The sequence below is a fragment of the Pseudomonas sp. NPDC088444 genome, assembly GCF_044900175.1.
Taxonomy (GTDB): Bacteria; Pseudomonadota; Gammaproteobacteria; order Pseudomonadales; family Pseudomonadaceae; genus Aquipseudomonas.
Window position 1 is genome coordinate 352,596 of the sequence record NZ_JBJDNK010000001.1, and the last position, 24,272, is coordinate 376,867.

The window sequence follows — 24,272 nt, forward strand, 5'->3', positions numbered from 1 at the left end:
TCAGGGCTCCGGAGAAACGGATGGCGCGCTCAGTTCGAAACGGTAGTCGCCCATCGAACCTGACATCCCGCCCGCCGAACGTCGCTGATCGCCCGCCCCCATCTCACGCTTTAACTCATGGACGGCCATGTCGAGCAGCCTGTGCAGGTCGTCGAGGCTGGTCGCCGAAATGCTCAATTGCAGCGCGAAGCCATCGGCCTCAGGAGCGACCGAAGGCGCAGCAGCGTCGGGGATTTCCTGGCGTGAAGAGGCCGCCAGAATCGCAGCGTGTTCCTCGTCCATCAGATCCAGCAACCGCGACAGCTCCAGCGTCCGCTCAGGCTGCGACTGCATCTGGTCTTTGATCTCCAGACGACGCATCTGCCATTCACGCAGCTTGGCTCGGGTCAGGTCGTCGATTTTTTCCACAAGTACGGCCTCAGGTTGTCAGGGGGTGAAGTATGACATTGTTCTGGACCAGGGCTGAGAGGGCGTACAGAGGGAGAGGGACAATACACAGAGACACAAGGTCGCACAGCAGAGACGAGAATTGCGGTACTGATGGATGTTTTTCGAAAGAAGCCTTGAGACCCAAGACTTAAAGACAGGTGGTGCCCCCACCAGCCACACCCCGGCACACAATGTCCCCGCTATGGCTGCTCCCTTCCGGGCCTGACCAGGTTGACGGGTAATCGTTGCGGGGGGACCGATGGGGTCACCATAACGACACTCGCCAGTCGGCGAGCGGGGCCATTGTACCGGTCTGGCGCGAAGTTACAACCTCTGGTTTCAGATAAAAAATCCGAGTTCACTCAAGCACTTGAGTGAACGTTTCCCTTTCCCCTTCGTTAAAGGCTGTTAACGGCCCAGTGCGAGCAGTTGGCTGACCTTGCTGTTGTGTTCGCCGTTGACCCAGTGTTCCAGCGCGCTGACGGTCATCGGGCGGGCGATGAGGTAGCCCTGCACTTCGTGGCAGCCGAGCTGGCAAAGGATTTCGTAGACGTCTTCGGTCTCAGCCCCTTCCGCGACAACGCGGTAGCCCAGGCGCCGGGCGAGGTCGACGATGGCTTCGACCAGTCGGCGGTCTTTTTCATTGGCATCGAGGTTTTCCACCAGCGACTTGTCGAGCTTGACGGTGGTGGCCGGCAACTGACGCAGGTAGGTCCAGTTGCTGTAGCCGGTGCCGAAATCGTCGATGGCGATGTCGATGTTCAAGGCGCGCAGGCGTTCGAGTTGCTGCCGCGTCAGGTCCGGGTTGTCGCACAGGGCGCTTTCGGTGAATTCCAGTTCGAAACGGCCTGGGTCCAGGCCGCTGATGTCCAGTTGTTCGAACAGCGCATCGCTGAAGTGCGAGTTGGCCAGGTCGATGGCCGAAACGTTCATTGCCACTTTGAAGGCGTACCCCTGCCGTTGCCAGGTGCGCGCCTGCTCGACGGCCTGGCGCAGCACCCACAGACTCAAAGTACGAATCAACGCGGTTTTCTCAGCCAACGGAATGAATTCGGCTGGGCTGATCGGCCCCAGCACCGGGTGTTGCCAGCGCAGTAACGCTTCGACGGTGACGATGCGCCCGGTGCTCACCTCCAGACGGGGCTGGAACACCAGTGACAGCTGATCCGGGCTGCGCACGGCGTCGGCCAACGAGGCGAGTAGCAAGAACGCCCGCTGCTGGGCGAAGTCCAGATGAGGTTCATACCAGCGCCAACCGGGGGCCTTGCCCCGCGCTTCATCAGCAGCCCCCACGACCAGCCTGATCCAGTCCTTTTCGTCGCTGCGTTCAAGGCCCAGTGGCAATACACCGATGCCCAGCTCCATTTGAATCGGGATGTTGCGGCACACCAAGGGGCGCTGAAAGTGTTTGATCAGGCGCCGAAACAGCATTTCGGCCTGCTCCGGCCCGGCATGGTGCGTGAGCAACGCGATGCGGGTCGGGCTGACCTTGTACAGCGCCGTGTCGGCGGGCAGTTGCTCGCGACAGGCGTCAACCATGCAACGCACCAGCTCTTGAGCAAAGTTGTAGCCCAGCGCCTTGATGATGCTGTCGAGAAACACCGGGTTGACCATGTCCAGGGCCACCAGGGCATAGTCGGCACGATTGGCCAGCGCGAGGATGTCCTCTTCCAGCCGCAGGCGATTGAACAGCCCCGTTGGCTGATCGACGTAGCTGGCGTTGCGCAGGTTGTTCAGGCGCTTCATCACCAGTTGGCCGTACATTTCCAGCATGGCGATGTCGCGGTCATCGAGGGGCGCACGGGTCTCATTGTCGATGACGCAGAGGGTGCCAAGGGCCAGCCCGTCGGCCGTCACCAGCGGCACGCCTGCGTAGAAGCGAATGTGCGGCTCGCCCACCACCAGCGGGTTGTCCATGAAGCGCGGATCGAGACGGGCGTCGGGCACCTGCAACACGTCAGGGGAGAGAATCGAGTAGGCGCAGAACGAGATTTCCCGAGGCGTTTCTTTTTCGTCCAGCCCGGTCCCGGCACGAAACCACTGGCGGTGTTCACTGACAATGGACACCAGCGCAATCGGCGCTTCGAAGTAATGCGCCACCATGTCGACGATGTGATCCAGCACGTCGTCGGAGGTGGAATTGAGCAAACCCATGTGAGTGATGCGGGACAGCCGCGAGGCCTCGTTCAACGGAAGTGGTGCGCTATTGGCCATAAATGCGGATCCCTGTGCAACTGCTCTACGCCAGTAGTATCAAAACGATATTGGTAGCCAAAGTAGCACCAGATCCACACCCGTGCAGGGTTTCGCAGACCGGCGGTGGCGACAGATACGGGGGCGCAAAGTTGCAGTCTGCGCCATTCCCCTCAAATGAATGATTCACTGCACCTGAAGCACTTCATCCGCCTTGCCGCCTATGCCTTGTACAACCAAATGAATGAAATGAAGCTTGGTGATGACGGCGGGCGGCAGCACGAACGGGTAGAAATCCGGCTGGCCCATGGCGCGAGACAACTCGTTGAGCATACCCGCTAGTTCGATCCACGCGTTGACGAACGCCAGAAACGACGGACCGCCCGGATGCTGGGGATCGTAGAGGGTGTTCAGCTCGAACGGCTGATAGTCGAGGTCCATGTCCCGGGCACTCATGCCCAGACTCAGCGCCGTATCAACGGCATCCATCATGTGCAGGTAATGGGCCCAGGTTTCGGCCCAGTCCTCCCAGGGGTGCATGGTGGCGTAAGCGCTGACGTAATGCTGTTGCCAATCCACCGGAGCACCGTGCTGGTAATGATGATCGAGGGCCTCGGCGTAGCTGGCTCGCTCGTCGCCGAACAGGTTGCGGAAACCGTCCTGCCAATAGGTGTCGGCGATCAGACGGTCCCAGTAGTAATGCCCGACTTCATGGCGGAAATGCCCCAGCAGCGTGCGATAGGGTTCATGCATCTGCACGCGAACCTTCTCACGGATCGCGTCGTCGGCTTCTTCGACATTCAGGGTAATGACGCCGTTGGCGTGGCCGGTGGTCGGCAGGTTGCCTTCCAGATCGACGCCCAGAAATTCGAACGCCAAGCCCTTTTCTTCATCAACGGATTTGGGAATGACAGGCAGCCCCAGCGTGATCAGTTGCGCGACCAGTCGCCGCTTGGCGATTTCGATCTTGCGCCAGCGTTCGGGGTTTTCCGGGACCGATAGATCGGGGATGGTGCGATTCAGGCTACAGGCCACGCAGAAATCTCCAGCATTTAGCGCCGGAAAAAGCCAATTGCAGGCCGCTGGCGTGTCGAGATTGGCGCATCGGCGGTAAAGCCCAGCCTGAGGATCGTCGCTCAGACGCCAGGTGCTGCCATCGGGGCCGGGGTCCAGCGCGGCGATCTTGCTCTGTTCGGGGAGGTAGCCCAGTGACGCCGAGCACGCCAGACACTGACTGTTGCGGAAGAACACCGACTGGCCGCATCGGCATTGCCAGACCTTGCTGTTGCGCGTGGTGTCTGCGGCAAAAGGCGCCGCGATCCGTGTGCTGAGTTGCTCGAAGAACCGGAACATGGCGATCTCCTGAATGGGCTGCAAGCACTAGATCATTGGCGTGTGTGGCGGTTCCGTGGATTTCCTGGAGATGCAGTGTAGGAGCGGTGATTCATTGCTCGACGCAGTGCCTGTAATGACGCCTTCGCCGCCAAAGCGGCTCCCACAGAATCGGCGTCGTTCCTGAATTCATGGCTCGACACAGATCAGTGTGGGAGCCGGCTTGCTGGCGAAAGCGTCGTGCCAGTCGCCCCAAGAAATACAGACAAACCGCTTTCGCCAGCAAGCGCGCTTTTACTCGGGCCTCAGTCAACGGCGACGTTGTGCTTTTTCAGAAACGCCACAAACGCCTCTTCATCCAGCACCTTGAGACCCAGCTCATTGGCCTTGGTCAGCTTCGACCCCGCCCCCGGTCCGGCGACGACGGTGTGGGTCTTGGCCGACACCGAGCCTGACACCTTGGCGCCCAGGCTTTCGAGTTTGTCCTTGGCGACGTCACGGCTCATCAGTTCCAGCGAGCCGGTCAGCACCCAGGTCTGGCCGGTCAGTGGCAATCCTTCGACGACCTTTTTCTCGCTTTGCCAATGCATGCCGAAGTCCTTGAGCTGTTGCTCGATCTTCAATGCGCGCTCGGCGTTTTCCTCAATATCGAAGAACGCTCTGACCGCCTGCGCCTGCTTTTCCGGCAGCGTCTGGCGCATGTCTAACCAGTCGGCCTTTACCACGCCTTCCAGCGTGCCGAACTTGTCTGCCAGCTTTTGCGCGGCACCCGGCCCGACCGAAGGGATGTTCAGCTTGTCGAGCATTGCACCCAAGGTCGCGCTGGCGGCAAATTCTGCACCCAGTTCGCCAACGTCCTGCAACGCCATCTGGCACTCGCCCAGCAGCGCGCCAATGACGTTCTGGTTGTGATCGTCTTCAAAGAAGCTGTGAATTTCGTGGGCGACTTCCAGGCCGATGTCCGGCAGGTAGGTCAGCACTTCCGGCAACGCGACTTTGACTTTCTCCAACGACCCAAGGGAACGAGCCAGCACCTTGGCCGTTTCCTCGCCGACGTCAGGAATCCCCAGCGCATAAATGAAGCGCGCCAAGGTCGGTTTCTTGCTGTCGTCGATGGCCTTGAGCAGCTTCTTGCTGGAGACCTCTGCAAAGCCTTCCAGATCGATGATTTGCTCGTACTCAAGCTTGTAAAGATCAGCCGGCGAACCGATGAGTTTTTCGTCCACCAACTGCTCGATGGTCTTGTCGCCCAGCCCTTCAATGTCCATCGCGCGGCGGGACACGTAATGGATGATTGCCTGCTTGAGTTGCGCGCCGCAGGCCAGACGACCGACGCACCGGTACACCGCACCTTCGCTGACGGTTTCCCTGCCTTTGCTGCGCTTGATCAATTGCGTGCGCTCGACCTGCGAACCACACACCGGGCAGGTCTGTGGAATCTCGACCGGGCGCGCATTTTCAGGACGACGTTCCAGCACCACCTGCACCACCTGCGGAATCACATCGCCTGCGCGGCGGATGATCACGGTATCGCCGATCATCAGGCCCAAACGCGCCACTTCGTCCATGTTGTGCAGCGTGGCATTGGCCACCGTGACACCTGCCACTTTGACCGGCTTCAGACGCGCCACCGGGGTGACTGCGCCGGTACGGCCGACCTGGAATTCAACGTCGAGCAGTTCCGTCAGTTCTTCCATCGCCGGAAATTTGTGGGCGATGGCCCAGCGCGGTTCACGGGCGCGGAAGCCCAGCTCGCGCTGCGCAGCGATGCTGTTGACCTTGAACACCACGCCATCGATTTCATAGGGCAACGACAGACGACGCTCGCCGATGTCGCGGTAATACGCCAGGCAGTCCTCAATGCCTTGCGCCACTTTCAACTCGCGACTGATGGGCATTCCCCATTCTTTCAGTTGCTTGAGGTTACCGATGTGAGTGTCAGCGATGTCGTGGGACACCTGGCCGATACCGTAGCAGCAAAACTCCAGCGGGCGGTTGGCGGTGATCTTGGAATCCAGTTGGCGCAAGCTGCCCGCCGCCGCGTTACGCGGGTTGGCGAAGGTCTTGCCGCCGATTTCCAGTTGGCTCTCGTTGAGGCGGTCGAACCCGGCCTTGGACATGAACACTTCGCCGCGCACTTCCAGCGTTTCAGGCCAGCCTTCGCCGTGCAGCTTGAGCGGGATGTTGCGCACGGTGCGCACGTTGACGCTGATGTCTTCGCCGGTGGTGCCGTCGCCACGGGTGGCACCACGCACCAGCGCGCCGTTCTGATAGAGCAGGCTCACGGCCAGGCCATCGAGTTTGGGCTCGCAGCTGTATTCAACCTTGGCACCGGCACCAAACAGATCGCCCGCCGGAAGGTCCAGCCCTTCGGTCACACGACGATCGAATTCGCGCATGTCGATTTCTTCGAAGGCGTTGCCCAGGCTGAGCATCGGAATTTCGTGACGCACCTGAGTGAATGCCGACAAGGCCGCGCTGCCGACGCGCTGAGTCGGCGAGTCCGGGGTGACCAGTTGCGGGTGCTCCGCTTCCAGCGCCTTCAACTCATGGAACAGGCGGTCGTATTCGACGTCCGGAATGCTCGGCTCGTCGAGGACGTGGTAGCGGTAGTTGTGCAGGTCCAGCTCTGCGCGCAGTTCCAGAATTCGTTGTTCGGCGTTCATAAAGGTGTTCTCGAAAAGCAAAAGAGCAGCCGGGGCTGCTCAATTCAGGTCTGTTGCAGTGCATCGTCGGCTCAACGTCGTCCCTCCCTGTGGGAGCGCATGTAGCTCAACGACGCTGTGTCAGTGCGCGGCGTTCGAATTCGACGATGCGCTGGCGGTAATGCTCGATGGTCTGCGCAGTCATGACGCTGCGCTGATCGTCCTTCAATTCGCCATTCAGTTCGTGAGCCAGTTTGCGCGCCGCGGCGACCATCACGTCGAACGCCTGTTTCGGGTGACGCGGGCCTGGCAAGCCGAGGAAGAAGCTCACGGCACGGGTGCTGAAATGGTCGATGTCGTCCAGATCGAACACGCCCGGTTTCACCGCATTGGCCATCGAGAAGAGCACTTCGCCGTTACCGGCCATGCTTTCGTGACGATGGAAAATGTCCATTTCGCCGAAGCGCAGACCACTCTCGAGAATATTTTGTAACAAAGCCGGGCCTTTGAAGCCGCTTTCGTCACGGGAAATCACACTGATGACCAGCACTTCTTCAACCGGGGCCTGATCCTTGTCTTCGGTGATGCGCTGTGGCGGCTTGTCATCCGGGAAGTCATCATCACGGGCGCTGAACAGGCTCGGGCCATCAGTGTCCAGATTCAGGTCGCCCTGCTGCGGTTCGTCCTTGCGCTTGTTGCGCTTGCTTTCGCGCTCAGGGCGTTCCGGCCGTTCGCGGGCCGCGCTCATGCTCGGCAAGTCTTGCTCGTCGAGTTGAGGTTCTTTCTGGGTTTCGAGCACGCGTGACGGACCGAGCACCTCGGCGGACGAGCTGTCATCGTCGTCCGGCAGGTTCGAGAAGCTGCGGTCCAGCCTGAATTTCAGTTTGCCTTTGCCGCCGCGCATCCGGCGCCAGCCGTCAAAAAGAATACCGGCAATGACAATAATGCCGATGACGATCAGCCACTCTCGCAGACCGATTTCCATGTAATCCCGTGCCTCTACTGAAAATTCTGAAAATTAAGGGCGTAAACCCCTTTAAAACGTGGAGCCAACTCTATGTTCTGAATGGCCTTTTACCCACGCAAATGAAAAAAGTGGACATTAAGCTAGCACGACCAAAGGTAACTTTACACCGTCAGTTACATCTGGCATGTCGCGTTCTTCTGTCGGGTCTCGCGAGATGTTTCTGTACTGAGCCATCACAACGCCACTTTTCTCTCGTTAATTCGTTGACTGCGAGGCAGTCCGCTATGCATCCACCAGCGCCATCGCCTCCTCTACGTCCACCGCCACAAGGCGCGAACACCCCGGCTCATGCATGGTGACGCCCATCAACTGGTCGGCCATCTCCATGGCGATCTTGTTGTGGGTGATGTAGATGAACTGCACGGTTTGCGACATCTCCTTGACCAGTCGGGCATAGCGGCCCACGTTGGCATCGTCCAGTGGCGCATCGACCTCGTCGAGCATGCAGAACGGCGCCGGGTTGAGTTTGAAAATGGCGAATACCAGCGCCAGTGCGGTCAGGGCTTTTTCGCCACCGGACAGCAAATGGATCGTGCTGTTTTTCTTGCCGGGCGGGCGCGCCATGATCGTCACCCCTGTATCGAGTAAATCTTCGCCCGTCAGTTCCAAATAAGCGCTGCCGCCACCGAAAACTTTTGGAAAAAGTGCCTGAATTCCGCTGTTTATCTGATCAAAGGTCTCTTTGAAGCGATTACGCGTTTCCTTGTCGATCTTGCGAATGACGTTTTCCAGGGTTTCCAGCGCTTCGACCAGATCGGCGTCCTGCGCGTCCAGATACCGCTTGCGCTCGGACTGTTGCTGGTATTCGTCGATGGCCGCAAGGTTGATCGCGCCCAAACGCTGAATCCGGCCGGCGATACGCTCCAGCTCTTCCTCGGCGTCCTTTTCGTTGGCCTCGGAAGTCAATGTGGCGAGGACGCCGTTTAGATCGTAGCCGTCTTCGTGCAATTGCTCCTGCAACGTCTTGCGTCGTACGGTCAGCGATTGCCATTCCAGGCGCTGCTGTTCCAGTTGCCCACGCAGTAACTGGGATTGCTGTTCGGCTTGAGTGCGACGCTTTTCCGCTTCACGCAGTTCGCGATCGGCGTCTTCCAGCGCATTTTTGGCGGTGCGCATTTCGTCGTCGACGACCATGCGTTTTTCCAGCAACTCTTCGAGTTTCAGGCGCAGCTCTTCCAGCGGTGCAGCGCCCTCCTCCAGCCCCAGGCTCAGTTGCTCGCGGCGCTCGGTGAGGCGCTCGGACTGCATCTCCAGACGCTCCAGCGCCTGACGCGTGGAATCGTGCTGGGCGCGCAGCGAACTCAGACGCACGGCCAACTGGTTGGCGTGGTCCTTGTGCTGACGGGCTTCCTGACGCACGCGGTCCAGACGCTCGCGCAAGCTGTCACGCTGGGCCAGCAGCAACTCACGCTGTTCGGTGTCCAGCGCCATGCTGTCGAGCGCGTCCTGCAATTGCAGACGGGATTCGCCCAGGCTTTCCTGCTCGATGGCGCGCTGCTCGCCCAGTTCGGCCAGTTCCTCGTCCAGACGAGTGCGACGCAGGGTCAATTGCTCGACCTTGGCCTTGGCGGCAGATAGCTGGGCCTTGAGCTCGCTTTGCTGGCGCGTCTCGTCTTGCAGGCGCCGACGCAGTTGCTCACGGCTGTCTTCCTGCAAGCGCTGCTGCTCGCGCAGGGTCAGCAGTTGTTCTTCCAGCACCGCGAGGGTCGCTTCGCGTTCATCCCGCTCGGCTTCCAGGCGCTGCAGTTCCTGCCCCCGGGCCAGAACACCGCTCTCGGCTTCACTGGCACGGCGCACCCGCAGAAAATCGCGGCCGACCCAATAGCCGTCGCGACTGATCAGGCTTTGTCCGGCGTCCAGCTGAGCACGCAAAGACAACGCGTCGTCAAGGGTTTCGACCGGTTTGACCTGGCCCAGCCAGTGAGTCAGGTCGATATCGGTGTCGACTTTGTCCAGCAGGCTACCGGGGATTCGTGCGAGATCTTTAGTAGGGCTGACCAGACGCAAATCGCCCTGATTGAACCCGGCCAGATCCAGCCCCGCGAAATCATCCACCAGCACCGCGTTCAGATCGGCGCCGAGCACGGTTTCCACTGCGAGCTCCCAACCGGCCTCGACGCGCAAGCCCTCGGCCAGTCGCGGGCGCTCGCTCAATTGATGATTGCGCAGCCATTCAGCGGTGCCAGCGCCCGGATCGAGGGCGGCTTGTTGCAAAGCCTCAAGCGAGGCGATGCGGCCGTTGAGGCGTTGAAGATCACCCTGCGCCTGCTGCTGGGCCTGCGTGGCCTGCTGCAATTCAAGGCGCAGTTGCTCAATGCGTTCGACGAGTTGCTCTTCTTCGGCAATCAGTTCCTCGAAGGCCATTTCCCGCGCCGCGAGGTCTTCGCTGAGGTCGAGAATCGCAGCATCTTCCGGGTCGGCAGCCAGTAACTGACGCTCTTCGGCCAGACGACGCTGACGCTCGGCCAGACGCTCCATGCTGGTTTCCAGTTGCTGGATGCGCGCCTGCTGAACCTCGGCCTGGCGCCTAGGCTCGGCGGACGACAGGTTGAAAGCGTCCCATCTTTCCTGCCAGCCGTGCATGGCCGCTTCGGCTTCTTCCAGCCCCGCTGCGGACTCCTCAGCGGCGGCCAGGGTCATTTCCTGCTCGGGTTCAAGCATTTCCAGCTCTTCACCAAGGGTCGCCAACAACGTGCGGTCATGACCCAAATGGGATTCGGTTTCCTGCCGCGCGCGCTCGGCTTCGCGCAGGTCGTCCTGCAGTTGGCGCAAACGCTGCTGGCCGTGCTGAATGCTTTGCTCGTTACGGGCGATGTCGCCGCCCACCGAATAGAAGCGGCCCTGCACCTGATTGAAGCGCTCGGACAAGTCGTGATGCCCATCGCGCAACCGTTCGATGGCCGCATCGGCGCTGCGCTGATCGGCCACCAGCGCTTCGAAACTGATTTCCTGATTGCCGATAATCGATTCGCGCTGGGCTACCTGCTCGTTCAACGCCTGCCAGCGCAGCGCCGACAGTTGCGCCTTGAGCTGACGCTCCTCGGCTTTATATTCCTGATACTTCTCAGCGGCCTGGGCCTGACGGTGCAGACGCTCCAACTGGCGCTCAAGTTCTTCGCGCAGGTCAGTCAGGCGCGCGAGGTTTTCGTGGGTGCGACGAATGCGGTTCTCGGTTTCACGACGGCGCTCCTTATATTTGGAGATGCCGGCCGCTTCTTCGATGAAGTTACGCAAGTCCTCGGGCTTGGCTTCGATCAGTTTGGAGATCATGCCCTGCTCGATGATCGAGTAGCTGCGCGGTCCCAAGCCCGTGCCGAGGAAAATGTCGGTGATGTCACGGCGACGGCATTTGGTGCCGTTCAGGTAATAGGTGTTCTGGCTGTCGCGGGTGACCTTGCGGCGAATGGAAATTTCCGCGTAGGCGGCGTATTCGCCGACCAGGGTGTTGTCCGAGTTGTCGAACACCAGCTCGATGCTGGCCTGGCTCACCGGTTTGCGACTGGTGGAGCCATTGAAAATGACGTCGGTCATCGACTCGCCGCGCAGGTTCTTGGCCGAGCTTTCGCCCATGACCCAACGCACCGCGTCGATGATGTTGGATTTGCCGCACCCATTGGGACCGACCACGGCCGCCATGTTGCTGGGGAAGTTCACCGTCGTCGGGTCGACGAACGACTTGAACCCGGCCAGCCTGATGCACTTCAGACGCATGGATCAGCCAGCCGCCAGGGCAGAGAGCACGGACTGGCAGCTGCGGTGGGCGTACGCGGCCAACACGTCGCGGATGCGCGACAGATCGCGGGCAATCACCGCTTCCAGCAACTGGGCGAACAGGGTCAGGTATTCGCTCATTTCCGCCTGCCGCTGATCCAGCGCCAGATAATAGAAGCGACTCATGGACGGCTGCAGGTTTTCGACGGTCTCTTCCAGGTACGGATTGTTGGCGAACGGATACGCCGCGCGCATTACGTTGAAGCTGTCTTCGACGAAACTTTTGATATCGCCGCGCTCGCAACTGGCAATCAGTCGCTGCTGGATTTGCAGGAATGGCGCGAGGTCGAGCTGTTCCTGCCAGCTCCTGGCCACCGCCAGGCCCAGCAAGATGTACAACTCGCTCATCAGCGCGCAGAGGCTCTGGATGTTGTGCGGCGTGAGGATCGACACCTGAGCGCCCCGGCGCGGCAGGATCACGATCAGGTGGCGACGTTCGAGAATCAGCAGCGCCTCGCGCACGGATCCACGGCTGACATTGAGCGCCTGCGTGACCTTCTGCTCCTGAATTCGCTCCCCTGGCTTGAGTTCGCCACGAATGATCCGCTCGGCGAGGTGATGAGCGATCTGCTCAGCGAGGCTGTCCGGTGCCTTGAACGTCATTTCTTTCCTTTCAACCAATAGCTGCACACAAGCGGCGCAGTGTATCGCACTGGATACCTGTGGCGCAGGGCCATGTCACGGAAAACTGGCACGAAATAAGCAAAACTTTGAGCATCGCCACAACGATTCATTGCAACGTCATGCTGCCGTTGATCGGTATGGGTTCGGAAAATCAGTTTTCTTGACTTAAAGGTCAGATTTTAATTGACCCAATAGTCAGAACTGATAGATTCATCGACAGGTTCGATGACAGATTCCGCAACACCTTTCCACGACAGCTTTCTATTACAAGAAGACGAGGCGCGACCCGTGATCCAGTTTTTGCTGAACCAAGAGCTGAAAACCGAGCATGCTCTGGACCCCAACATGACGGTGCTCAATTATTTGCGCGAGCACGTGCACAAATCCGGCACCAAGGAAGGCTGCGCCAGCGGCGATTGCGGGGCCTGCACCGTGGTAGTGGGCGAACTGAATACCGACGATGAAGGTCAGGACCGGCTGAGCTATCGCAGCCTCAACTCTTGCCTGACCTTCGTCGCCTCCCTGCACGGCAAACAACTGATCAGCGTCGAAGACCTCAAGCATCAAGGCCAACTGCACAGCGTGCAACAGGCCATGGTCGAGTGCCATGGCTCGCAATGCGGCTTCTGCACGCCAGGCTTTGTGATGTCGCTGTTCGCCTTGCAAAAGAACAGCACAGATGCCGACAGTGCACAGGCCCACGAAGCCTTGGCCGGCAACCTCTGCCGCTGCACGGGCTACCGCCCGATTCTGGCCGCCGCCGAACAGGCCTGTGGCCAACAACGCCAGCCCGATCAGTTCGACGCTCGCAAAGCCCAGACCATCGCTCGCCTGAAAGCCATCGCGCCCAAGGAAACCGCCGAATTGAACAGCGGCGACAAGCGCTGCCTGGTGCCGCTGACCGTGGCCGATCTGGCGGGCCTTTACGACGCCTATCCCCAAGCCCGTCTGTTGGCGGGGGGCACCGATCTGGCGCTGGAAGTCACACAATTCCATCGCACCTTGCCGGTGATGATTTACGTCGGTCACGTGGCCGAGATGAAGAAAATCGAGGACTTCGACGACCGCATCGAGATCGGCGCGGCCACCGCACTCACCGATTGCTATGACGCCCTGAGCCGCGAATACCCGGACTTCGGCGAACTTCTGCACCGTTTTGCGTCATTGCAGATCCGCAATCAGGGCACCCTGGGCGGCAACATCGGCAACGCTTCGCCAATTGGTGACTCGCCTCCCCTGCTGATCGCCCTCGGCGCGAAGATCGTCCTGCGCAAAGGCGAGAACACTCGCATGCTCGCACTGGAAGATTACTTCATCGATTACCGCGTGACCGCACGTCAGGAAAGCGAGTTTATCGAGAAGATCATCGTGCCCAAGGCCAGCGCCAAACAGGCGTTCCGCGCCTACAAGGTCTCCAAGCGACTGGACGACGACATCTCCGCCGTGTGCGCCGCCTTTCGCGTACAGGTCGAAAACGGTGCCATCGTCGATGCACGAGCGGCCTTCGGCGGTATGGCCGCGATTCCGAAACGCGCAGCCAATTGCGAACAGGCTCTGATTGGCCAGCCTTGGACGTCGGCCACCGTCGAACGCGCCTGCGCCGCATTGGAGCAGGATTTCACCCCGCTGTCGGACTTCCGCGCCACCAAGGAATACCGCCTGCTGAGTGCCCAGAACCTGCTGCGCAAATACTTCATCGAGCTGCAAACGCCGCACATCGAGACTCGGGTGACCGCTTATGTCTAACCACGCCCCGCAAAAAACTCAAGAAGAACTGGTGGCCCTGTTTCAGCAGGACCTCACCACCGGCGTTGGCCGCAGCGTCAAGCACGACAGCGCCGAAAAGCATGTGTCCGGCGAAGCGATCTACATCGATGACCGGCTGGAATTCCCCAATCAGTTGCACGTCTATGCACGGATGTCGGATCGTGCCCATGCGCGCATCGTCAGCGTCGATGTGTCGCCCTGCTACGACTTCGAGGGTGTGCGCATTGCCATTACCCACGAAGACATTCCGGGCCTGAAAGACATCGGCCCGCTACTGCCGGGCGATCCGTTGCTGGCCATCGACAAGGTGGAATTCGTCGGGCAGCCGGTGATCGCGGTCGCCGCTCGGGATCACGAAACCGCGCGCAAGGCGGCGATGGCGGCGATCATTGAGTACGAAGACCTGGAGCCGGTGCTGGACGTGGTCGAAGCCTATCGCAAGAAGCATTTCGTGCTCGACAGCCACACCCATAAACGTGGCGATTCGGATAGTGCCCTGGCCACAGCGCCGAACCGCATTCAAGGCACGCTGCACATTGGCGGGCAGGAGCACTTTTATCTGGAAACGCAGATTTCCTCGGTGATGCCCACTGAGGACGGCGGCATGATCGTCTATTGCTCGACGCAAAACCCCACCGAAGTACAGAAGCTGGTCAGCGAAGTGCTCGACGTGTCGATGAACAAAGTGGTCGTGGACATGCGCCGCATGGGTGGCGGTTTCGGTGGCAAGGAAACGCAAGCCGCCAGCCCGGCCTGCTTGTGCGCCGTCGTCGCGCGCCTGACCGGTCAGCCGACCAAAATGCGCCTGCCACGCATGGAAGACATGATCATGACCGGCAAGCGTCATCCCTTCTACGTGGAATACGACGTGGGGTTCGACAACGACGGTCGCCTTCACGGCATCCAACTGGAACTGGCGGGGAACTGCGGCTGCTCGCCGGATTTGTCGGCATCCATCGTCGACCGCGCCATGTTCCACGCCGACAACTCGTATTACCTGGGGGATGCCACGGTCAACGGCCATCGCTGCAAGACCCACACCGCGTCGAACACGGCCTATCGCGGCTTCGGCGGCCCGCAAGGCATGGTGGCTATCGAGGAAGTGATGGACGCCATCGCCCGGCATCTGGGCAAAGACCCGCTGGCGGTGCGCAAGGCCAACTATTACGGCAAAACCGAGCGCAACGTCACCCACTATTACCAAGAGGTCGAGCACAACCTGCTGGAAGAAATGACCGCCGAACTGGAAGAAAGCAGCCAGTACGCCGAGCGGCGCAAGGCGATCATGGCCTACAACGCCAACAGCCCGATCCTGAAGAAAGGCTTGGCATTGACCCCGGTGAAATTCGGCATCTCCTTCACCGCCAGTTTTCTCAACCAGGCCGGTGCGCTCATCCACATCTACACCGACGGCAGCATCCACCTGAACCACGGCGGCACCGAGATGGGCCAAGGGTTGAACACCAAAGTGGCGCAAGTCGTGGCCGAGGTGTTCCAGGTAGACATCAGCCGCGTGCAGATCACCGCCACCAACACCGACAAGGTGCCGAACACCTCGCCAACGGCGGCGTCCAGCGGCGCGGATTTGAACGGCAAGGCCGCGCAGAACGCGGCGGAAACCATCAAAAAGCGCCTGATCGAGTTCGCGGCGAAGCACTACAAGTGCGAGGAATCCCAGGTCGAATTTCGTAACGGCCATGTGCGTGTCGGCGAGCAGGTCATCAGCTTCGACACCCTGGCGCAGCAGGCGTGGATGGGTCAGGTGTCGCTGTCCAGCACCGGCTATTACAAAACGCCGAAAATCTATTACGACCGCAGCCAGGCTCGGGGTCGTCCCTTCTACTACTTCGCCTTCGGCGCGGCCTGCACCGAGGTGGTGGTCGACACCCTGACCGGTGAATACAAGATGCTGCGCACTGACATCCTCCACGACGTCGGCGCCTCGCTGAACCCGGCCATCGACATCGGCCAGGTCGAGGGCGGCTACATTCAGGGCATGGGTTGGCTGACCACCGAGGAGTTGGTGTGGAATGCCAAGGGCAAGCTGATGACCAACGGCCCGGCCGGTTACAAGATCCCGGCGGTGGCGGACATGCCAGCGGATTTACGCGTGAAACTGGTGGAAAACCGCAAGAACCCGGAAGAAACAGTGTTCCATTCCAAGGCCGTGGGCGAGCCGCCGTTCATGCTGGGGATCGCGGCGTGGTGCGCGATCAAGGACGCGGTGGCCAGTCTGGGCGATTACAAACACCAACCGAAGATCGACGCGCCTGCCACACCGGAGCGGGTGTTGTGGGGGTGTGAGCAGATGCGCAGGTTGAAGCGAGATCAGGAGATCGTTCCCACGCTCCGCGTGGGAATGCAGCCCGAGACGCTTCGCGTCGATTGATTCAACCGGCGTGACGCGGAGCGTCACAGGAGGCGTGCCCACGCAGAGCGTGGGTACGATCATCGTCTGACTCGATCAGGAGAACCCCATGAACAACTGGATCAGCGCCCTCGCCGAGTTGCAAACCCAGGGTGAAGCCTGCGTGCTGGTGACCATCATCGAAGAGCGTGGCTCGACGCCGCGTAATGCGGGGTCGAAGATGGTGGTCAGCGCCGAGCGGATCTACGACACGATCGGCGGCGGCCATTTGGAATACAAGGCCATGGAGATCGCTCGCGAGATGCTCGCCAGTGGCAGCCAGCAAACCCGCCTTGAGCGCTTCAGCCTCGGCGCCAGCCTGGGCCAATGCTGCGGCGGCGTGAATGTGCTGCTGTTCGAACCCATGGGCCAGCCGCAAGCGCAGATCGCCGTGTTTGGCGCAGGCCATGTGGGTCGCGCACTGGTACCGCTGCTGGCCAGCTTGCCCTGCCGCGTGCGCTGGATCGATTCGCGCGAGGCCGAATTCCCGGCGCACCTGCCCGAAGGCGTGAGCAAAATCGTCAACGAAGAAGTCGTCGATGAAGTGGATAATCTGCCCCCCGGCAGTTACTGCATCGTCATGACCCACAATCACCAACTGGATCTGGAGCTGACCGCCGCGATCCTCAAACGCGGTGACTTCACCTGGTTCGGCCTGATCGGTTCAAAGACCAAACGCGCCAAATTCGAACACCGCCTGCGTGATCGTGGCTTCGACCCGGCACTGGTGCAGCGCATGCGTTGCCCGATGGGGCTGGCCGAAGTGAAAGGCAAATTGCCGATCGAGATTGCTGTCTCGGTCGCCGCTGAAGTGATCGCCACGTACAACGTCAATTTCGGTGAGCAAGGCTCGACCTCTGAACCCGTTGCCAAGCTGCTGCCGGTATCGCGCCGCAATCTGGCCTAATTTTCAAAAGAACGAAACGTGAACATGACCCCACAGAAAAAAGCCTACCGCGCCGCCATCGTTCACAGCATCGCCGACCCGGCTGAAGTGGTGATCGAGGCGTCCTACGAGTATTTCGAAGACGGCCTGATGATCGTCGAGAATGGCAAGATCAGCGTCGTCGGCCACGCCAAGGACCTGCTGAGCACGCTGACCAGCGATGTCGAGGTGGTGACCTATGAAGACGCGCTGATCACCGCCGGTTTCATCGACACCCACATCCATTTGCCGCAGACCGGCATGATCGGCTCTTTCGGTGAGCAACTGCTCGATTGGCTCAACACCTACACGTTCCCCGTGGAGAGCCAGTTCGCCGATGCGGCCCACGCAGCGGAGGTGTCCGACATCTTCATTCAGGAACTGCTGCGCAACGGCACCACCACCGCACTGGTGTTCGGCAGCCGCCACAAGGAGTCAGTGGATGCGTTCTTTACCGCAGCGGAAAAGCTCAACCTGCGCATGATCGCAGGCAAGGTGATGATGGACCGCAACGCCCCGGATTATCTGGTGGACACCGCCGAATCGAGCTATGTCGACAGCAAGGCGCTGATCGAACGCTGGCATGGCAAAGGTCGCTTGCATTACGCGGTTACGCCGCGCTTCGCACCGACCAGCACCCCGAAACAGTTGCAACTCGCCGGTCAGTTGCTGAGCGAATACCCCGACCTCTATATGCAGACCCACATCAGTGAAAATCTGAAGGAAGTCGAATGGGTCAAAGCGCTGTTCCCGGAGCGCAAGAACTACCTGGACGTCTACGACCACTTCAAGCTGCTAGGCGAGCGCTCGGTGTTTGCCCACGGCGTACATTTGTGTGATCAGGAATGTCAGCGCCTGTCGGAAACCGGGTCGGCCATCGCTTTCTGCCCGACTTCCAACTTGTTCCTGGGCAGCGGCCTGTTCAACCTGCCGATGGCGGAAAAGCACAAAGTGAATGTGGGACTGGGCACCGACGTCGGCGGCGGCACGAGTTTTTCGCTGCTGCAAACGCTGAATGAAGCATACAAAGTGATGCAACTTCAGGGCGCCAGGCTGAGCCCGTTCAAATCGCTGTACCTGGCAACGCTCGGCGGCGCACGGGCGCTGCGTCTGGAGGACAAGATCGGCAACCTGCATGCAGGCACCGAAGCGGATTTCGTGGTGCTGGATTTCAACGCCACGCCGCTGCTGTCCTATCGCATGAAACAGGCGACCAGCATCGAAGAGCAGTTGTTCGTGTTGATGACGCTGGGGGATGACCGGACAGTGAGCGAAACGTATTCGGCGGGGGTTTTGGTGCATAAGCGCTGATACAACGCATCTCTGCTTCTTATGATCGTTCCCACGCTCCGCGTGGGAATGCCGAAATGGACGCTCCGCGTCCGCCGCTGAATGTGACGCAGAGCGTCACGGGATGCGTACCCACGCAGAGCGTGGGAACGATCAGTTCTCACAGCCTACGGCCAGAATCGAAAACGCCAGGGCATCAAACCGCCGTGCTGCGCCCCGGTTTTTTCTTCGGCAGCATCAGGTGCGAGAACACCGCGTGCAAATCGTCCGAGGCGCTTTCTTCATCAAGGTTGAGCTTGCTGTCGATGTGATCCATGTGGTGCATCATCAAGCTCACCGCCAGCGTCGCATCGCGGGCTTCGATGGCGTCGATCAACTGGGTGTGCTCATCGTAGGAACAGTGCGAGCGATTGCCGCTTTCGTACTGGGCGATGATCAACGAGGTCTGCGACACCAGGCTGCGCTGGAAGCTCACCAACGGCGCGTTCTTTGCCGCTTCCGCCAGCTTGAGGTGGAACTCGCCGGACAGACGAATACCCGCTCCGCGATCCCCTCGAGAGAAACTGTCGCGTTCGTCGCTGACCATCTTGCGCAGTTCATTGAGCTGTTCGGTGGTGGCGTGCTCGACCGCCAACTCAGTGATGGCCTTCTCGACCATGCGTCGGGCGAAGAACACTTGCCGCGCTTCCTCGACACTCGGACTGGCCACCACGGCGCCACGGTTCGGGCGCAACAGCACAACACCTTCATGGGCCAGCCGCGACAGCGCACGGCGAATGATCGTGCGGCTGACGCCGAAAATCTCACCCAACGCCTCTTCGCTCAGCTTGGTGCCGGGCGCCAGCCGCTGTTCGAGAATGGCCTCGAAAATGTGCGCGTAGACGATGTCGTCCTGGGTGCCGCTGCGGCCTGCCTTGGCGGCGCGAGGCTGTTTCTTGAGGGGTTGCAACTGATCGTTCATGGGCACTCGTGAGAACTGGATCCGGCATTGACGCCGTGACCGTGACTGCGGATGACAAAAGCAATAGCAGATATCAGTGCAAAGTCACAGTAAAAGTAATGGCGCATTGTACACAGTGCGCAACGTCTGAACACTTTTCTGCTCAGCCTTGCGTTATGCACACAATCCTCAAATTTCGCACGACAAAATCAAAAACATTATTTGCATTTTTTGTATACAAAAGGATAATCCACCCGTGCACGTTCCTGACCTTTCAGTCAACAAATTGAACTGACGGTCGACTCGCTACAAAGAGCAGTTACCGGCTCTGAAAAAAACAACAAAAACGTCCCGAGGATTTCACTGTGGAAAGTCGCAAAACCGAAGCCGCGCCGCTGGATGCCACTCAAAACGAACTCAGGTCTTCACGCACCGGTCTGCTCGAACGCCTGTTCAAGCTGAGCCTGCATGGCACGACCGTCCGAACCGAGCTGCTGGCAGGCCTCACGACCTTCATCACCATGGCCTACATCATCTTCGTCAATCCCAACATCATGGCCGACGCCGGGATCGATCACGGTGCGGCCTTCGTCGCCACCTGCATCGCCGCCGCCCTGGGTTGCCTGTTGATGGGCCTCTACGCCAACTGGCCGGTGGGTCTGGCACCCGGCATGGGACTGAATGCGTTCTTTACCTACACCGTGGTCGGCACCATGGGCTATAGCTGGCAAACAGCCTTGGGCGCGGTGTTCATCTCGGGCGTGATCTTCATGATCCTGACCCTTTCACGCATTCGCGAATGGCTGCTCAACAGCATTCCAGTGAGCCTGCGTTTCGCGATGGGTGCGGGAGTGGGCCTGTTCCTCGGCCTGATCGGTTTGAAAACCGCCGGCATCGTGGTGGACAGCCCGGCCACGCTGATCAAGCTTGGCTCGCTGCGTGAACCCGGCCCGCTGCTGGCCGCCGTGTGCTTTCTGATGATCGCGGTGCTCAGCTACCACCGTGTGTTTGGCGCGATCCTGATCAGCATCATCACTGTGACGCTGGCGGGCTGGGGTCTGGGGCTGGTGCATTACAACGGCATTTTCTCCATGCCGCCGAGTCTGGCGCCGACCTGGATGGCGATGGACATCGCGGGCGTGTTCAACGTCAGCATGATCAGCGTGGTGCTGGCGTTCCTGTTCGTGCACATGTTCGACACCGCCGGGACGCTCATGGGTGTGGCACAGCGCGCCGGTTTGGTGCGTGACGACGGCCGGATCGAGAACCTGTCTCGTGCGCTCAAGGCGGACAGTGCGTCGAGCGTGGCGGGTGCGATGGTCGGTGTTCCGCCCGTCACCAGTTATGTAGAGAGTGCGTCCGGCGTGGCTGCTGGCGGTCGGACGGGTCTGACCGCCGTGACCGTTGGCATCTTGTTCATCGCGGCGATGTTCTTCGCCCCGCTGGCAGGCATGATTCCTGCCTACGCCACCGCAGGCGCGCTGATTTACGTGGCCATGCTGATGATGGGTGGCATGGCGCACATCGACTGGGAAGAAGCCACCGACGCGATTCCGGCCATCGTCACGGCCATCATGATGCCGCTGACCTTTTCGGTCGCCGATGGTATCGCGCTGGGCTTCATCACTTACGTCGTACTCAAGGCAGGCACGGGGCGCCATAAAGAGATTTCGGTCAGCCTGTGGGCGCTGTGCGCGATCTTCATTGCCAAGTTTGTGTTCCTGTAAACGATCAGGTTGACACACCTGTGGGAGCGAATTCATTCGCGATGGCGTCTGAACATCCGACATTGATGTCGCCTGACAAACCGCATCGCGAATGAATTCGCTCCCACAGGCTGTTGCGCATACCCGTTCACAACGTCATCCATTGGATGACGTTGTGGCATTTCAGAAAAGGAGAAAAACATGACCCTGGAAACCTGGCTGCTGTTCAGCGGCGCGGCGCTGGTGGTGATCCTGATCCCCGGCCCGCTTTCGCTGCTGATGATCGGCAACAGCCTCAACTATGGCTTGCTGCGCGCCTACCCGGCGTTTCTCGGCGGTGTGTGCGCGTCGATCTGCCTGCTCAGCGCGTCGGCGCTGGGGCTGGGTGCCCTGCTGATGGCGTCGGAACACCTGTTCAGCGCGCTGAAAATCGTCGGTGGTCTGTACCTGTTCTACCTCGCCTGGCAAAGCTGGAAGCAGTCACGCCAACCCGCAACCGGCGCCGAAGTGCCTACTGCCGTAAGCAACCCAGGATTCGCCTCGTTGTTCGGACGGGCCTTCGTGCTGGGCGGGAGCAACCCGAAAGACATCTTGTTCTTCGCCGCTTTCCTGCCTCAGTTCCTCAAGGCTGACCAACCGTTTCTGAGCCAGTTGATCACCATGATCGTCACCTGGACCCTCCTGGACCTTGGCTGCAAATTGTTCTACGGCCTCAGCGCTCAGGCCGCCGCGCGCTACTTGCGCACCGGCAAGGGCCAGAGCTGGTTCAACCGCATCAGCGCCGGGTTATTTGGTGGCGCAGGGACTGCTGCATTGCTCAGCCGTTGATCCCTCCTCTGTGGCAGTCCGGCTTGTCGGCGGTGGCGGTGTCTCAGTGACAGAGGTGCCGCTGACCCACCGCCGGCAAGCCGGACTGCTACAAGTGCCATGCGTATGTCCAGGCGACACGCTTGAGCAGACGAAAAAAAGCCCGCAGTGTGGGGCGGGCAAGAGGAACAGGGGCAAAGCGATGAAGCGTATCGCTTAGCTGCCGCGATACGTGGAGTAGCTGTAGGGCGAAATCAGCAGGGGCACGTGGTAGTGATCCTGACTGCCGTCGATGCCAAAACGCAGCACCACTTCATCGAGAAATGCCTGATCGCCCAGCTTCACGCCCTTGGCGCGGTAATAGTCGCCCGCGCTGAATTGCAACTGGTAGACACCCGAACGGTAATCATCGCCCTGTAACAAAGGAGCATCGCAACGGCCATCGCTGTTGGTCTGTGTTTCGGCAATCTTTTCCAACTGGTCGCCCTCGACCCGATACAGGGCGATGCGAATGTCACTGCCGGGGCAGCCGTGCGCGGCGTCCAGTACGTGTGTGGTCAGTCTTCCCATGGCTTGTCGGAGCCTCGCTAGGTGATTGGATTCGAAGGTCGCACTGTTTCGGTGCCAAGGGGCATTGAAAAGGGCGAGCAATGAGCAATTAAGACACTTTCAAAGAAAATTGTACACAATAAAAATCATTTTTCTTACCACAAAGGCCGCGTCTCTGGCGAAACCCCTGAAATGGCGAGCGCAGCGGATAATATTGAAGTTTTTCGATAGTTTCTGACCACTCAGGCAAGTTTCTTGCAGTAACGTTCGTCATCAGAAAAGCGAAAAACAGGCTTACAAATCGCAAATAAAGTTGTATACAATCTATCCATCGCTGCGGTGGCCCTGCCAGATTCGAATCGACCACCGCCACAGACAACACGTAGATAAGGAAGATTGCAGTGAGCGCCGACTATCCACGCGACCTGATCGGTTACGGCAGTAACCCGCCCCACCCACACTGGCCAGGCAATGCCCGTATCGCGTTGTCGTTCGTACTCAACTACGAAGAAGGCGGCGAGCGCAACATTCTGCATGGCGACAAGGAATCCGAAGCCTTCCTGTCCGAGATGGTGGCGGCGCAACCGCTGCAAGGCCAACGCAACATGAGCATGGAGTCGCTGTATGAATACGGCAGCCGTGCGGGCGTGTGGCGCATTCTCAGGCTGTTCAAGCAATTCGACATCCCGCTGACCATCTTCGCCGTGGCCATGGCCGCTCAGCGTCACCCGGATGTGATCCGTGCGATGGTCGAAGCGGGTCATGAAATCTGCAGCCACGGCTACCGCTGGATCGACTACCAGAACATGGACGAGGCGCAAGAGCGCGAACACATGCTCGAAGCGATCCGCATCCTCACCGAACTGACGGGCGAGCGGCCACTGGGCTGGTACACCGGGCGCACCGGCCCGAACACCCGGCGTCTGGTGATGGAAGAAGGCGGTTTCCTCTACGACTGCGACACCTACGACGATGACCTGCCCTACTGGGAGCCGAACACCCCCACCGGCAAGCCGCATCTGGTGATTCCCTACACGCTGGACACCAACGACATGCGCTTCACCCAGGTGCAAGGCTTCAACAAGGGCGATGATTTCTTCGACTACCTGAAAGACGCGTTCGACGTGCTCTACGCCGAAGGGGCCGAAGCGCCGAAAATGCTCTCCATCGGCCTGCACTGCCGTCTGATCGGCCGCCCTGCCCGTCTGGCCTCGCTGCAACGCTTTCTGGAATACGTCAAAGGTCACGAGCAGGTGTGGTTCGCCCGCCGCGTCGAAATCGCGCGCCACTGGCATGACGTGCACCCGTTCAATGGAGATGCCAAGTGAGCCGCTTTCAGACCCTGACTCCGTCATCCATGAGCCGCGAAGCCTTTGTCAAAGCCTTCGCCGACATCTACGAGCATTCGCCCTGGGTCGCTGAAAAAGCCTACGACCTTGGGCAAGGCAGCGACATTGACGACATCGACGTCCTGCACGCCCGTATGAGCGACATCCTGTTGAGCGCCGATCACGCCTCGCAACTGGCGCTGATCAACGCTCACCCGGATCTTGCCGGCAAAGCCGCCGTGCAAGGCCAACTGACCGAAGCCAGCACCAACGAACAGGCTGGCGCCGGTATCCACCAATGCACGGCTGAAGAGTTTGCACGCTTCACCGAGCTGAACGACGCCTACAAGGCGAAGTTCAAGTTCCCCTTCATCATGGCGGTGAAAGGCAGCAATCGGCATCAGATCCTCGCGGCCTTCGAGACGCGCATTCACAACTCGGTCGAGACCGAGTTCGCCTGCGCCCTGGCCGAGATCAACAAGATCGCGATGTTCCGATTGCAAGCCCTCTGACCGACCTTCTCCCACGCCCA

General features: G+C 59.9%; 17 protein-coding genes and 1 other RNA gene. 8 read left to right on the forward strand and 10 right to left on the reverse strand.

All coding sequences use genetic code 11. From position 1 onward, the window contains the following. The 8 genes from ACI2KB_RS01850 to ACI2KB_RS01885 all read right to left on the reverse strand — a co-directional run bounded on the left by ACI2KB_RS01850 (window position 1) and on the right by ACI2KB_RS01885 (window position 12,000). Window positions 1-408 carry a hypothetical protein gene (locus ACI2KB_RS01850; protein WP_404630823.1) on the reverse strand — a complete coding sequence of 136 codons (408 nt, stop codon included), beginning with the start codon at window positions 406-408 and terminating at the stop codon, window positions 1-3. A gap of 186 nt (window positions 409-594) precedes the next feature. Beyond that, window positions 595-691: signal recognition particle sRNA small type (gene ffs, locus ACI2KB_RS01855), an RNA gene on the reverse strand. Window positions 692-837: 146 nt separating this feature from the next. Then, entirely contained in the window at window positions 838-2,643 is a 1,806-nt protein-coding gene (locus ACI2KB_RS01860; RefSeq protein ID WP_404630825.1) for a putative bifunctional diguanylate cyclase/phosphodiesterase, read from the reverse strand. Window positions 2,644-2,808: 165 nt separating this feature from the next. Beyond that, window positions 2,809-3,975 carry a putative zinc-binding metallopeptidase gene (locus ACI2KB_RS01865; protein WP_404630827.1) on the reverse strand — a complete coding sequence of 389 codons (1,167 nt, stop codon included), beginning with the start codon at window positions 3,973-3,975 and terminating at the stop codon, window positions 2,809-2,811. 284 nt (window positions 3,976-4,259) lie between these two features. Then, window positions 4,260-6,620, reverse strand: coding sequence for an NAD-dependent DNA ligase LigA (ligA, locus tag ACI2KB_RS01870; protein ID WP_404630829.1), 2,361 nt, complete (start codon window positions 6,618-6,620; stop codon window positions 4,260-4,262). Window positions 6,621-6,726: 106 nt separating this feature from the next. Continuing rightward, a complete protein-coding gene (zipA, locus tag ACI2KB_RS01875; RefSeq protein WP_404630831.1) occupies window positions 6,727-7,584 on the reverse strand; it encodes a cell division protein ZipA in 858 nt (285 codons plus the stop codon). Between the two features lie 264 nt (window positions 7,585-7,848). Continuing rightward, entirely contained in the window at window positions 7,849-11,337 is a 3,489-nt protein-coding gene (gene smc, locus ACI2KB_RS01880) for a chromosome segregation protein SMC (protein WP_404630833.1), read from the reverse strand. Between the two features lie 3 nt (window positions 11,338-11,340). Beyond that, a complete protein-coding gene (locus ACI2KB_RS01885; RefSeq protein ID WP_404630835.1) occupies window positions 11,341-12,000 on the reverse strand; it encodes a GntR family transcriptional regulator in 660 nt (219 codons plus the stop codon). A gap of 309 nt (window positions 12,001-12,309) precedes the next feature. Between ACI2KB_RS01885 and xdhA the strand changes: the two genes are divergently transcribed. The 4 genes from xdhA to guaD all read left to right on the forward strand — a co-directional run bounded on the left by xdhA (window position 12,310) and on the right by guaD (window position 18,431). Then, window positions 12,310-13,767, forward strand: coding sequence for a xanthine dehydrogenase small subunit (gene xdhA, locus ACI2KB_RS01890; RefSeq protein WP_404631713.1), 1,458 nt, complete (start codon window positions 12,310-12,312; stop codon window positions 13,765-13,767). After that, entirely contained in the window at window positions 13,760-16,177 is a 2,418-nt protein-coding gene (gene xdhB, locus ACI2KB_RS01895; protein WP_404630837.1) for a xanthine dehydrogenase molybdopterin binding subunit, read from the forward strand. Before xdhA ends, xdhB begins: the two co-directional genes overlap by 8 nt. An 88-nt stretch (window positions 16,178-16,265) precedes the next feature. Continuing rightward, entirely contained in the window at window positions 16,266-17,102 is an 837-nt protein-coding gene (gene xdhC, locus ACI2KB_RS01900) for a xanthine dehydrogenase accessory protein XdhC (RefSeq protein ID WP_404630839.1), read from the forward strand. 24 nt (window positions 17,103-17,126) lie between these two features. Beyond that, window positions 17,127-18,431 (forward strand): guanine deaminase, encoded by a 1,305-nt coding sequence (guaD, locus tag ACI2KB_RS01905; protein ID WP_404630841.1) that lies wholly within the window; start codon window positions 17,127-17,129, stop codon window positions 18,429-18,431. Between the two features lie 175 nt (window positions 18,432-18,606). On the opposite strand, the gene ACI2KB_RS01910 is transcribed toward guaD, so the two are convergent. Beyond that, on the reverse strand, window positions 18,607-19,371 hold the full coding sequence (locus tag ACI2KB_RS01910; RefSeq protein ID WP_404630843.1) for a GntR family transcriptional regulator: 765 nt from the start codon (window positions 19,369-19,371) through the stop codon (window positions 18,607-18,609). A gap of 374 nt (window positions 19,372-19,745) precedes the next feature. On the opposite strand from ACI2KB_RS01910, the gene ACI2KB_RS01915 reads away from it, so the two are divergent. Together ACI2KB_RS01915 and ACI2KB_RS01920 are read left to right on the forward strand one after the other, a co-directional pair. Beyond that, entirely contained in the window at window positions 19,746-21,077 is a 1,332-nt protein-coding gene (locus ACI2KB_RS01915) for an NCS2 family permease (RefSeq protein ID WP_404631715.1), read from the forward strand. Window positions 21,078-21,257: 180 nt separating this feature from the next. Further along, window positions 21,258-21,884, forward strand: a complete 627-nt coding sequence (locus ACI2KB_RS01920; protein WP_404630845.1) for a LysE family translocator — start codon at window positions 21,258-21,260, stop codon at window positions 21,882-21,884. A gap of 195 nt (window positions 21,885-22,079) precedes the next feature. On the opposite strand, the gene uraH is transcribed toward ACI2KB_RS01920, so the two are convergent. Beyond that, on the reverse strand, window positions 22,080-22,433 hold the full coding sequence (uraH, locus tag ACI2KB_RS01925) for a hydroxyisourate hydrolase (protein ID WP_404630847.1): 354 nt from the start codon (window positions 22,431-22,433) through the stop codon (window positions 22,080-22,082). A 380-nt stretch (window positions 22,434-22,813) separates the two neighbouring features. Here uraH and puuE point away from each other — a divergent pair, with 380 nt between their 5' ends. Further along, window positions 22,814-23,740, forward strand: coding sequence for an allantoinase PuuE (gene puuE, locus ACI2KB_RS01930; protein ID WP_404630849.1), 927 nt, complete (start codon window positions 22,814-22,816; stop codon window positions 23,738-23,740). Then, a complete protein-coding gene (uraD, locus tag ACI2KB_RS01935) occupies window positions 23,737-24,252 on the forward strand; it encodes a 2-oxo-4-hydroxy-4-carboxy-5-ureidoimidazoline decarboxylase (RefSeq protein ID WP_404630851.1) in 516 nt (171 codons plus the stop codon). Before puuE ends, uraD begins: the two co-directional genes overlap by 4 nt. The last annotated feature ends 20 nt before the right edge of the window (window positions 24,253-24,272 follow it).

Excerpts from the sequence above, each read along its gene's own strand:
- ACI2KB_RS01860 (WP_404630825.1), bottom strand. The coding sequence starts at position 2,643 with ATGGCCAATAGCGCACCACTTCCGTTGAACGAGGCCTCGCGGCTGTCC.
- ACI2KB_RS01865 (WP_404630827.1), bottom strand. The coding sequence starts at position 3,975 with ATGTTCCGGTTCTTCGAGCAACTCAGCACACGGATCGCGGCGCCTTTT.
- ligA (WP_404630829.1), bottom strand. The coding sequence starts at position 6,620 with ATGAACGCCGAACAACGAATTCTGGAACTGCGCGCAGAGCTGGACCTG.
- zipA (WP_404630831.1), bottom strand. The coding sequence starts at position 7,584 with ATGGAAATCGGTCTGCGAGAGTGGCTGATCGTCATCGGCATTATTGTC.
- smc (WP_404630833.1), bottom strand. The coding sequence starts at position 11,337 with ATGCGTCTGAAGTGCATCAGGCTGGCCGGGTTCAAGTCGTTCGTCGAC.
- ACI2KB_RS01885 (WP_404630835.1), bottom strand. The coding sequence starts at position 12,000 with ATGACGTTCAAGGCACCGGACAGCCTCGCTGAGCAGATCGCTCATCAC.
- xdhB (WP_404630837.1), top strand. The coding sequence starts at position 13,760 with ATGTCTAACCACGCCCCGCAAAAAACTCAAGAAGAACTGGTGGCCCTG.
- xdhC (WP_404630839.1), top strand. The coding sequence starts at position 16,266 with ATGAACAACTGGATCAGCGCCCTCGCCGAGTTGCAAACCCAGGGTGAA.
- guaD (WP_404630841.1), top strand. The coding sequence starts at position 17,127 with ATGACCCCACAGAAAAAAGCCTACCGCGCCGCCATCGTTCACAGCATC.
- ACI2KB_RS01910 (WP_404630843.1), bottom strand. The coding sequence starts at position 19,371 with ATGAACGATCAGTTGCAACCCCTCAAGAAACAGCCTCGCGCCGCCAAG.
- ACI2KB_RS01920 (WP_404630845.1), top strand. The coding sequence starts at position 21,258 with ATGACCCTGGAAACCTGGCTGCTGTTCAGCGGCGCGGCGCTGGTGGTG.
- uraH (WP_404630847.1), bottom strand. The coding sequence starts at position 22,433 with ATGGGAAGACTGACCACACACGTACTGGACGCCGCGCACGGCTGCCCC.